The 12,637-nt window shown below is 51.7% G+C and carries 3 protein-coding genes; 1 reads left to right on the top strand and 2 read right to left on the bottom strand.

Annotated features, from left to right (window positions below; genetic code table 11):
• Window positions 1-122 precede the first annotated feature (122 nt).
• Window positions 123-9,053 carry a putative adhesin gene (locus tag N7922_RS12910; RefSeq protein WP_263096637.1) on the bottom strand — a complete coding sequence of 2,977 codons (8,931 nt, stop codon included), beginning with the start codon at window positions 9,051-9,053 and terminating at the stop codon, window positions 123-125.
• 387 nt (window positions 9,054-9,440) lie between these two features.
• Between N7922_RS12910 and tehA the strand changes: the two genes are divergently transcribed.
• The gene (gene tehA, locus N7922_RS12915; RefSeq protein ID WP_263096638.1) at window positions 9,441-10,394 is read left to right on the top strand and encodes a dicarboxylate transporter/tellurite-resistance protein TehA; all 954 of its coding nucleotides are present in this window, start codon (window positions 9,441-9,443) and stop codon (window positions 10,392-10,394) included.
• A 41-nt stretch (window positions 10,395-10,435) separates the two neighbouring features.
• Here tehA and glgX read toward each other — a convergent pair whose 3' ends face one another.
• Window positions 10,436-12,511: a glycogen debranching protein GlgX gene (glgX, locus tag N7922_RS12920; RefSeq protein WP_263096639.1), complete on the bottom strand. Its 2,076-nt coding sequence runs from the start codon at window positions 12,509-12,511 to the stop codon at window positions 10,436-10,438.
• Between the last annotated feature and the right edge of the window lie 126 nt (window positions 12,512-12,637).

The raw sequence follows: 12,637 nt of genomic DNA on the forward strand, positions 1-12,637 counted from the left end.
GCGACGTTGTCGCAATCGAGGTCGTCGGCGAGAGGGAAATCGGATTTTTCACACAGTAAACGCGGTAACAACCCACACAAATCGGACAGTGCGCGCTGTTCATCGGTGAAGGAGATAATTTTTCACGCTTTCCGGTTAGAAAGAGGGGGATTGATATACGGCAGAATGCCAAGCACCTCTGACGTCATTTTTTTATCCGGCATGGTGATGGTCAGTTTTTCGAATACCAGAATACCGTCAAAGTCGATGAACTCGCTCTCATCACTGTCTGCTTCGTACTCATCTGCCGTGGTTGTTTCTGGCATTAACGTGGTTGGCTCTGTCGGTCCTGAGTGCGGAATGCTTCTTCTCACCCGAGGGAGCGACTCCCCAACAAGAGCCTTCGCGTTGCCAGGGGCAAGTGGCTTCGCCGCACCCGCATTGCTACCCGCCCCGGCAACGGAGGTCTCATCCAACGACAGTGCCGCCAGGTCCGATTTTGTCTCTTTAAACTGAATCTGATACGAGTCTCCCAGAGCGGCACTGATTGCCCCCCGTCGTTTATCTTCCCGGCAGGCAACGAAGATTAATTTCTTGTAGTTGTACTTCCCGTAAATACCTGTTTTATCTATCGCATTCAGCACATCACTCAGTTTTTTGTCTCTTCCGGCTGCAGGTGTTACGGATAAAATGTCAATATTTTCACGCAACGCATTTTGCCTGTTAAGCAGCACCGCCAGTGTCAGCTCTTCCTGCGGTGTTTTCTCATAGTGCATTAATGAATAATCCATCACCCGACCTTTACTCGTAGTGCCCGCAGTTAACTCAGTAAATTCGGAAGCCACTTTTTTCTGAACATTTCTGATCAGGCTGGCATAAAATATCGGCTCGGCATCACCGGCAAGCAACGTTACCGTTGGAAGATTGCCCGGCGGTTCGGCCAGCGTTTTTCCGTGCGGTCCCAGAAAAATCAGCTCCTTATTTTCCGGCAGTCGGTATTTACCACTGACACCGGTAAACCAGCCATGTGAGTTTAGGGCTAATGTTTCTGCCGGCTTGTCAGGAATGGTGGTCAGAGTGAAACTGTCATTCGCTTCGCCAATGACTTTGACTGACTTAACTTCCTCCTCACTGAGAAGCTTAAGCTGCACCTCAGCCGCTTTTCTGCGGCGCCCCACATCATCCAGGTCCTTGGTATTTGCCAGTCTCCTTCTGGCTTCTCCGTAGCGTGCCTCGTTATAAGCCTCCTCATCAAATTTGCCATCCACCATGAAATCTTCACGGTTGGGCCTGCCTTTTCGTTTAGGGTTGGCTCCCTTAATATCTTCTGCCGGCGGGGATTTCACTCTTCCCGCTGCCGCAGCATCTGCCGCAGCATTTGCGGCGGCATCTGCCGGGTAATACCAGCGTGGCCGCCGTAGGACAAACGCATTGGGGATAAAGGAATTCGGGCCATAGTAAAAATAGTTACTGCGTCCGTCAAAATCAGTCATGGCAGTGGAAAGTGAGCGGTAGTCACCGTATTTAATCAGACTCCGGCTTGTGAGATTGGCATATTTCTGCGCCCATAATGACTCTGGCAAAATAATTGGTGCATTAAGCTCATAATAAATGTTACTAAACTGCCTTGCAGTCACATCAAAGACATAATCGCCGCCCCCTTTGGTACCCAGCACCACATAGTGATTCTTCGGCACCCTGTCCATACCGTTTGCGAAAAACGCGATGCCGCGATAGCGGATTTTTTCAAAGCCTTCCTTCCGAAGAAACGAAGCAACATAAGGCGCAACAGAATTGGCTTTCCCCAGAGGGGACTGGATGGCATCCTCTATTTCCCTTACCTTCCGGAGCCTTGTCAGGGTTTCACGGGCATCAAAAACCGATGCTCCGTCCAGGTTTGCCAGCACTTTTTCCTGCGGTAAACCTTCACGCATCGGCTGTGCTGCCATCGTCACCTCATCGTCCGCATGTGCTGCAAGACGTGACGCACCTTTACCGCCGCCACGCAGCCCGCCGTAGGTTTTATTGATTTTCCATTGTCCATTCTCAAAGATGACAGGTTCGCCATACGCAAAACGTCCCGGATTTTTCGGATCGACCGTACGCCATGTATCGGACGCATTATCCCAGCGTATTTGATAGATGTTGTCGTCAACGCTGATGTAATACTCTTTGTTACTGTTCTGAGAAACAGAAGGTACATAAACATCAGTATCATTTATTTTCTGTTTAGACATTTTCATTATATTTATATCTGTACGTGCGTATTTTTTATTAATCCCGCGCGCTTGTGAAATCTGCTGAGCATCAGGAATAAGCGAACGAAGACTTTTGGATTTATTAAAGTGCTGAACGGTAAATTTTGCGATATCTTTGATCGCCAGCGGGTCAATAAGGTCTATCAGCGCTATCACGCTAATTTTTAAAACCTTCAACGCACTGAACGCGACATCTTTAGCCAATTCCCTGATCACATAGGATAGTAGCGCCTTACCTACTAACCCGTGTTTCACTCCCTGACTTAATAGTTCCGCTATCACTCTTATTTTATTCAGCACCGCGGCGATTTTAATGCCCGCGCCCACTGCCACACAAACAATACCAATGACATCAAGCAGAACTGAGTCGACGTCAATTTTATATTCCGGATCGTTATCGTGATAGTAAATCTCGCGATAAAAAGGAACCATTGCAAATGCAATCTGCTGTAGTACCGACGGGGTATAAAGTGACTTCTTACGGGCATCCGCCGTATTTTTAAACATAGACACCAGACTGGTATTTAATGTTTTCACCAGGTTTTCATGCGGTTGACTTGCATTCTCTTTTAAATCAAGAGTCAATCCATAATATTTATCTTCTGTGAAAGGCGTTGGGAACTTCAGTTCACCTTCATCATTATAAACAGTGCTCAACAACGCTGTTCTAACATGCCGCCATTTAAAGTCAAAACTCCATAAAGAACCCGACTCTTTTTTGCCAAACCGTTCACTGAAAAAATCTTCTGAATAGACAGGGCCATACGTTACACCTTTCAACGCAACAGGTGCCAGAGTAGTAATTTTGGACAAATAAGCATTTGCTGACATTTCCGCAGACGTATAAACCTTACTAAACAACGCGTCAGGAAAGAGTGAAAAGAAAATCCACCGGTCATCATGTAATTGAACGAAAAGCATTTCCCCCGGTAGGATATCCTCATCATGTTCTGACATTTTTACATTGATGCGAAACCTTTTCTTTGTTTTCGCGAGAATATCAGCCAGTGTTAATCCGGAGATTAATAACAGATTTTTTGTCATCTCGCTGGCATCATAGGCACTGTATTTTTCTTTATAGACACTAAACTGATTGACATACTCTTTCTGCTCAGAAAAATATTCACTGTCCAGTAAACCAGAAAGTGGAGTGTACCCCTCAGGAATTTTAGCGATCTGGGTTAGGGGATTAAGGTGATAAATATCTGAATAGTAATCATCAACTATTTTGTTAAAATCCTGTCCTTGCAGATCCTTAGGTGTTTTTTTATTTTTCAAAATCCAGTAGAGCGTAGGTGCGAGGAAAGATAAAATTTCTGAATTTTCATCAAAATGCAAATTGTTTTTGTTTGTTTTTTCTGCCTGCTCATTTGCCCAAATAATATCGTTATAGTCATTTGACAGCGTATTTTTTTCAATATTAATAGCCATTAGCCGGTTCACCAGGTAGTTAAAAGCACTTTGTTGCTCGGACATTCGTATAACCAAATCTCTGGCAATCCTTATTGTATTTAATTCCTCAAGGTCTTTCTCACTGTATGCGTCCCTCTCTTTTATTACCATTTCGACTTCCTGAAGTGCGAGAGCAATGATTGCTTCTTCAACAATCTTTGAAGTTGTATCTTGATCAGTGGAGAGCGCCAGTTTGGGACCCAGTGTTTTTTTTGCCAGCGCTTCCCCTTGATCATAGCTTTTGTATTTGTCGCTATGCTGTTTAATCAGCTTGTTATATTCAGAAATTTTATTCGTGATGTTATTCGCGATCTTCTGCAGTTGTTCTCCTTTCGGTATCAATTTTTTAATTTTTTCGTATTCTTTTGCCGCAAGTAGCGCTTGGGGATTGTCATGCGGGGATTGAAAACCAGTATGCATAGTACGCAGAAGCTCATTTCTTTTTGCATTTGCTTCAACTAATTCCTTGTGTACCTCATCAACCTTAAGGTGAATCTTAAAAGTCTCCAACACTTTTTTCTTTTTCCTAATATCCTGAACAACAATACGAGAATGCCAGGCAGCATAAATTTCCGTTGCATCAACAAACCCGGTCGAAAATGCTCTATAATAAGTATCCAGCAATGCATCGTTCCACTCATTTTTTAGGCCCGGCAGCAATTGTTCTGTATGGTGCATCCGTTGCTGTAGGCGTATTACTTTCTTCTTGAGCAAGAGGATATTTTTTATTTTTTGATGATTGGGCTGTGTATAAACCCGATAAAACTCCTGCTCGATAATCTTTACAAGCAGCTGTAACAGCGCATTCCAGCTAACAAATTCATGACCGGACAGTATCTGAAACAAAGCATGACGCGTTTCTCTGGCAATCTCCATGTTAATCAGCGATCTATTAATTAAATCGCCAATGGCCGGAGACACCTCTGCGGTACTTTCCCCAGCATACTCCCACTCACCGTTGTAATTATGCGTAATAATATTTACCGTTGCGCCATTCTTCTTAGCCGAGATCACCCCCACATTGCCACCAAGAAAAACAAATGGCCACCAGGCTTTATCCAGAAAAATATAAAGATCGCCATTAGGTTGACGGTAAATTCCGCCATCGCCCTCCAAAGAGGCCGGAAAACCCGCCGTGCGGGTATCATAATCCCAGAGCCTGGCCTCTTCTGTTAACCACGCCGACGCGGTGGTATTTTTAGGCCTTTTTCTGGTTCCGGTGGTCGGCGTTTGATCACTATCTTCCCATAGTTGACTCAACCGATCTTTATAGACATGGATTGTTTTAGCCGTACTGTCACCAGGCTTTTCATAAATCGTTGCGCTATCGTACCTCGTTGATGAAGGCGTCGTTTTGGCGAGCGTCACTGGCCAAAAGTTAGTGGCGGCATAAATAAAGGTTTCACAAGATGCAGCTTCGTAAATTCCATGTTCCTTCTGCGTCTTAAAATCGCCAGGTGAGGGTTGCATGGCATTACGCGGGTCAAACTCCTTTTCAACCCGCTCTTCTACCGCCAGCGAGATGACAGAGACGCCGGGCATAACCATCGGTCTGATCGTGGTCGCCGTATCCCATGTATTTTCTTTGCGCACGACATAGACTTTACTTGCGCCTGCGCCGGTGACAATCGCCCCCACTTCATCGCTGACAAAGATAAACGGCCAGTATTTCCCCTGCAGACAGATATAAAATTTATCATCCTGATAAATTGCTCCCTCCTGACCCGTCGCCATTTCAATATACTGAAAAGTGTTACCCGTGCCCCAACTTCCGGCAAGCTGAATCAGTGATGAAGAGGCTGTCGTTAGTCCTGCTTTGTTCTTCACTTTAGGCGGTAACGTTGTTACTCCCTCTTGCGGTGATTCCTCCTGAGAGGAATCAAGAAACCATTTATGGGTGTCATGTTTATAAATAACTGGCAGCGAAACATTATCTGTATCAAGTAATGACGGTTTGGCATAAACCCGCGCGGTGATACCCGCCGGAGTATTCGAATAGATATCAATATAGCGGTAGCTGTCAGCAACGAACAGGAAGTCCAGTCCACGCAGGGTATAGATTGTTTCGTCCAGAAGATCCATTTTGTAATCAGCGACAGTACCGTCGGACTTACCCGCTGGCGGAAATGCCTCACGCACGGCCTTTTCCAGCGCAGCATCAACACGTGTGCTACGTGGTAACGGCGGCCATATTTTTTCCTCCGCTTCCGGCGCGGGTGTCGTGCTCTCATCGGCCAACAGTCTTCGCCCCACGGCCCGGCGGACCCGGTCATGTCTTTCCGGCTGCGGAAGGTCAATGACTATCTGGTAATCCCTCTGCGCCAGCACGGCCTGCAACGCTGTCAAATCCTCTTCGCTCAGAACGTCCTGCTCCGGGTTTCGCAACAGCCACTGTAAATACGCCGCACTGGAGATGGCCCCCAGCGCGGTCATACCCAGCGGTACGCGATAGCGCCTGCCCAGCGCGGCAGCACGCTGCCAGCGGCCCGGCGTTGTATCGGTGTTTTGGGGCTCGCCCATCTCCACCACGGTCTCTGTTACCGGCGGGTTCAGCAGACGTGCGGCGGCCTCATGCGACGGAGGTTGCGCTGGCGCAGCTTCCTGTGGCGCTGCGCGGTAAGAGGCTGGTGCCGGCTGATGGTAGCTGCGCCAGAACGCATACAATGTGCCCAGCCACCAGATCCCCAGCCCCACGCCTGTCGCGACTTTTGCCACCCGCTGTGTCTCTTCTGAAGCCAGCCAGTCCATGTCATCCTGGCCCAGGCGGATAATACCTCCGCTCATGTCCATACCGGCTACCGGGCTGCCGCCTGGCAGACCAGCGGCTGGACGGAGGTCAAGCCGCCAGCGTCCGTCTTCACGCAGCACGCGCGGCGATGCCCCACTGGCGTGTGTCTCTCCGGGTTTTATCAGTCGCAGCACGCCGTGTTCCGCATCCGGCTCCACGCGATACATGCGTCCCTGCTCGCGAATAAACATCTCGCCGCCGCTGAGCCAGATATCCCCCTCTTCCCGCATGCCTTCAGGCGAGATACCCGCCATGCTCCAGCGCTCCGGCAGCCGCCGTGAGGTGAGCAGCCTTCTCCTGGCGTCGCCGGTCATTCCCTGCAGCAGGGTATCGCTTATCCATGCCTCAATGTTCTGCTCCAGTTGCCGGCGTACCTGCTGGAGTGCCGGGTGCTCGCTGGCAGCAAGGATATCGGCAACCGCGGCGCTCCATTCCAGCCACGAGTTCCCCGTGGGCAAGGTCCGTTCGCCCAGCTCTTCGCGGATCGCCGGCAGCAGTGGCAGTAACGGCAGCAAAGCGGAAAGCTGCGCCACGCCAGGCCAGAGCTGCCATTCCGGCTCCGATAACCGCGCCTGCAGATGCGCCACCTCTTGTTGTTGCGTGCGCACATCTCTGCTTTCGAGGATATTTTTCACCGACCAGGCAAGCATCAGGTTAAGGTAGTTCTGGTACCAGGGTTTCAGTTCGGGATAGTGCACCGCACCAGCCAGTACCCAGCGCAGCGTATCATCCGGCGTGGTGAGATCGCGTTGTAGCTGGAACGCGTGAATGGTCTGCAGTGTGCGCATGGCCTCCGCCGCCGACGGCGGCATGACGCCGGTCAGACGGGCGACCAGGTCCATCACCAGCACGTTGCCGGAGAGGTCTTCCTGCACAACCCGTAAAAAATTACCGAGCGTCGCGGCCCATGTCGGCGCCAGAAGGGTGCGCTGATACCAGTGCATACCGAGCCGGAACAGCGGCTCCAGCACCTGGCCACCGGGCATCCAGCGTAACCCCGCACTCACCGCCCCCGTCAGTACGCTACCGCGAAAAATACCGGCGATAAGATTTCCCAGCCGTTGGGCCACGGTCTGGTTCGGGTTAATTAGTTGCAGAAACAGACTGAACAACTCTGACGCCGCATCGCCACTCAGTTGCTCCCTCAGGGTGGTGAGATATGTTTCCAGTCCGGCCTGCGCCATCAGTTGTCGCAAATCCGGATTATGGATCTGTGTAAGCAGCCACTGTAATTGTTCATGGGTTGTGCCCTGCACCGGAAACGTACCCGCCTGCTGACTCAAGTGCAGTGCGCTGGTCAGTGCCTGACGGTATTCCTCCGGCAACCGGGGTAGCACGGTTTCGCGAAACAGCGGGTGCATTAACACACTCTGCAACCACCCCAGCATGGCCGCAGGCGTCGCCGGTTCCGGCCACGTCGGGAATGTGGCATCCTGCCACGGCGCAACGATGTGGCGGATTTGTGTCGCCAGTGTCCGCAATGGGGTTAAGAGTTCCGGCGCAATGGCATCACCCAGCGCCAGCACCTGCGCCAGATAATCCTCGAACGACAAGGAATGACCGCCAGAGAGCAGGCTGTTTAACGCCCCCACGATCAGCCTTCCCTGGTTGAGCAACGCCTCCAGGTGCTCACGGATAAGGGCAGGCAACCATGCCACCACCACCGGCGAGTTCACCAGCGAACTCAGTGACTGCAACACCCGCTGCGTGCGTTCCAGCATAGAACTCTCACTGCCTTCCGGCTGTGCCAGCAGTGCAGCCACCTGCCGTTGCACAGCGCTGATAACCCCCACTGCCTCCTGCCATTCAACGGGGAGGTATGGTTGTTGACGCAGCAACAGCGCAGCAACCTGCTGCATTTTTTCTGTTACGGATCCCGCGCTGGCATTGATCTGCTGTGTCTCTTCCCAGAGCGTTTCTGCCATCTGCCAGTAACCCGATGCGGTGATAATTGCCGCAATATTCACACGCAGTTGCGCTGCAAACGGCAGTGAATGCAGTAAGTCGGAGCCGAGCATGTCATGCACCGACTGCAACCTCTGTGGCAGTGTTCCCTGAGAAACACGCCGGGCATGTTGCAAAATAAACAGCAAGTCCTGTACCGCCTTAACCCCACCCTCCGGGAAAATATCGCTGTAGCGCGTCATGAGCGTGGCGAGTTCGCCCCTGTCTGCCACGTCGTTCTGTTCCTGATAAAACGCGACGAAGCGCAGCACAAATTGGGCGCTTTCACGTACTTGCTCACGAATGCCCGGGGGAAGCAATGCCTCATGTTGCAGCATCGCCTCGGCGGCCTGGCGCAGCAGTTCCTCCCAGTCAAGACTCTGTGTGTCCAGACGTACCAGGCCCTGCCAAGCTTCAGCGGCCCCGGCGTAACTGTCGAGGAGTTCATCGAAGGTATTGCGGGCAATATTTGCCGTCATCTGCCATAACATTCCGCGAAAGGCGCTACCGGCACTGCGCGTGGCAGGAAGATCATCCTCCTCCGGGTGCCACTGCGGCGATGCCATGTCCCGGACGGCATCAGACACATGTTCAGCAGTTACTGATTGGGAGACACGGGCATATGCAGGCACGACGCCTCCTGTTATTGAATTGAAACAGCACGCTAATGTTTTAAGAATAAATAACTGGGTGACAATTGATACCAACGAACGGACAAAATCAGATATTTCATCTGATAATTGATAATAGGTAACACCGCCAGCCCGGAACATAAAAATAATGAAAAGCGTAACTTAATAAATTAAATAACAACGTTCTTATGATTACTTATTTTATTAATTTTAATGCAGGGGAATATTGAGTGCGTTTTATAAAAACTAATAATAAAACACCCTGTACCGTGATGAAAAAACGCGCTAAGGAGACGATCCCAGGTGATAAAACAAACATGCAAACAAAATATCATTTATAATGCCTGCGGTTTCAATACAGGTTCCATTATTATCAGGAGTAAGGTGATGAAAAAATCACCCCTAAATCTGCCCGCCGGTTATTTCGGTATCGTGTTGGGTATTATCGGGCTTGGCTTTTCCTGGCGCTTTGCCGCCACAATCTGGCCCGTCAGTGCTGTGCCCGCCACCACGCTTATCCTCCTCGCCATCGTGATTTGGGCGGTACTGATGTCGGCCTTTATCACCCGCCTGGTGCGCCATCGCCACACCCTGCTGGAAGAGATAACCCATCCGCTGAAAAGCAGCTTTGTGAGTCTGGCCCCGGCAACGTCTATGCTGGTGGCCATCGGCATTGTTCCGTGGAATTATCCCCTCGCATTCACGCTTTTTTTAGTGGCCGTTACGGTACAACTCGCCTACTCCGCCTGGCAAACGGCCGGGTTGTGGCGCGGTAAACACCCGAAAGAAGCCACAACGCCAGGCTTGTATTTGCCGACGGTCGCCAACAATTTTATCAGCGCCATGGCCTGCGGTGCGCTGGGTTTCAACGATGTCGGGATCCTGTTTCTTGGCGCGGGGCTGTTTTCCTGGCTGAGCCTGGAACCCGCCATTTTGAGCCGGATGCGCAACCTGGACGAGATGCCCCCGGCAGTGCGCACGTCGCTGGGCATTCAGATGGCGCCCGCGTTTGTCGCCTGTAGCGCTTGGTTAAGCGTCAATGGCGGCGAGGTGGATGTCTTCGCCAAACTGTTATTCGGTTATGGCCTGTTGCAAATGCTGTTTATGATCCGCCTGATCCCCTGGTACAGCGCACAGGCGTTTAACCCGTCATTCTGGAGCTTCTCGTTCGGCGTCGCGTCGCTGGCCACCACCTCCATTAAAATGGGTCATGCCGCACCCGGCGGCGCGCTTTACTGGATGGCGTTCCCGCTGTTTATTGGCGCAAATCTGGTGATCGCGTTATTGATGGTGAAAACCTTTCTTCTGCTGATTCGCGGCAAGTTACTGGTTCGGGGGTAACGACAGCGCGCCAGGTCTGTTCCGCCAGGCGCGCGGGTTTATTAAGGGCGACGAAACAGCGCAATGCTGCGCCCTTCCAGTTCAAAATCGTGCTCGCCGGTAATGACGAACCCGTGTTTTTCCGTATCCGCCGTGGATAACTCCAGCACCCAGCCCCCTTCACCGATCTGTGGAATGCAAAACGGCACCGTCCCTTCAAAGGGATTAAAGAGCATCAGCACATCGTGCCAGATACCCGGCGTCGTTTGCAGGTCAGGACGGCTGATGTAAACACCCAGCGTCGAGCCCTCATCCCACTGCTCGGGTAGCTGTTCGCCGCCGCCAGCGTTGTACCACTGTATAACCATACCATCGCGCCAGTTTGCCCGGCGCAGAAGCGGTTGCGACGCGCGAAGCGCAATCACCTGACGGGTAAATTCCAGCAGCAGTTCGCCATCCCTTTGCTGGGCATCCCAGTGGATCCAGGAAATGTCGCTGTCCTGGCAATAACCGTTATTGTTCCCCTGCTGGCTGCGACCAAACTCATCCCCGGCCAGCAACATCGGCGTCCCGTGGGAAAAGAACAACGTTGCCAGGAAATTGCGTTTTTGCCGCTCACGCACAACATTAATACCGTCATCCTCCGTTATCCCTTCGGCACCGTAGTTGTATGAACGGTTATCATTGTGCCCGTCCTTATTCTCCTCGCCGTTGGCCTCATTGTGTTTTTCGTTGTACGACACCAGGTCGTTTAACGTAAAACCATCGTGCGCGGTAATAAAGTTGACGCTCGCCCACGGGCGACGCCCGCGCTGATCGTACAAGTCACCGGATCCCAGCAAACGGGCGGCGAAATCCGTCGATACGTTATCGCCTTTCCAGTATTCCCGCAGCGTGTCACGGTATTTGTCATTCCACTCCGCCCAACCCGGCGGGAAGCCGCCCACCTGATAACCGCCCGGACCAATATCCCAGGGTTCACCAATCAGCTTCAGTTTCGACAGCAGCGGATCCTGCGTCATGGCATCGAAAAAACCACCGCGCTGGTCGAACCCTTCCGGCTCGCGACCAAGGATCGTGCCCAAATCAAAGCGGAAGCCGTCGATATGCATGGATTCAGCCCAGTAACGCAGCGAATCCATGATCATTTGCAACACTCTGGGATGGGAGGTGTTGACGGTGTTGCCCGTACCGGTGTCATTAATGTAATAGCGGTGTTGATCGGACAGCGTGCGGTAATAGGAGAAGTTGTCGATTCCTTTAAAGGAGAGCGTTGGCCCCAGTTCATTACCTTCCGCCGTATGGTTGTAAACCACGTCGAGGATCACTTCGATACCCGCGTCATGAAACGCCCGTACCATATCGCGTACCCCCTGAATCCCCCGCGGCCCGTAATAGCGTGTGGCCGGGGCGAAGAACCCGAGTGTGTTGTAGCCCCAGAAATTGCGCAGGCCCTTGTCGAGCAAATGCTGATCGTCCGGAAACCAGTGCACCGGCAACAACTCAACAGCGGTAATACCAAGGCTTTTGATGTAATCCACCGACGCCGGGTGCCCCATCCCGTCGAACGTGCCGCGAAGCTCTGCCGGCAGCAAGGGATTTAGCTGCGTAAACCCTTTTACATGCGTTTCGTATATCACGGCCTGTGGCCACGCAATGGCGGGTCGCGCCTGATCCTGCCAGTCAAAGGCGAAGGGATCGATAACCCGACAGCGGGGCGTAAACGGCGCGCTATCCTGCGTATCAAACGTCAGGTCTTTATCTTCATGCCCCAGTTCGTAGGCGTAATGGGCAGCGTTCCACTGAATGTCGCCGACAATCTCGCGGGCATAGGGGTCAATCAACAATTTGTGAGGGTTAAAGCGGTGCCCGTTTTCCGGATCAAACGGGCCATGTACCCGGTAACCGTAGAGCGCGCCAGGTTGCAGGCCGGGAACATAGCCGTGCCAAATCTCATGGGTGTTTTCCGGGAGATCCAGCCGGGCTATCTCATTCTTACCGCTGGGATCATACAAACAGAGTTCCACACGGTGCGCATGGGCGGAAAACAAGGCGAAATTGACGCCTTCGCCGTCGAAGTTTGCACCAAGTTGTTGGCCATGCCCTGCCGTGATGTAAAAGCGTTTATCGTCAGACATAGAGTCCTCTTTATCGCCTGTAAAGCCGCACCTGACGCAATAATTGCGAATCGCGCCTTTTTCTTTTATCCACGGACCGACACCGCGCAACGCTGCGCCGTCACGAGAACAATCATAGACGATAAT

The sequence above is a fragment of the Kosakonia sp. ML.JS2a genome (assembly GCF_025642095.1).
Taxonomy (GTDB): domain Bacteria; phylum Pseudomonadota; class Gammaproteobacteria; order Enterobacterales; family Enterobacteriaceae.

Excerpts from the sequence above, each read along its gene's own strand:
- tehA (WP_263096638.1), top strand. The coding sequence starts at position 9,441 with ATGAAAAAATCACCCCTAAATCTGCCCGCCGGTTATTTCGGTATCGTG.
- glgX (WP_263096639.1), bottom strand. The coding sequence starts at position 12,511 with ATGTCTGACGATAAACGCTTTTACATCACGGCAGGGCATGGCCAACAA.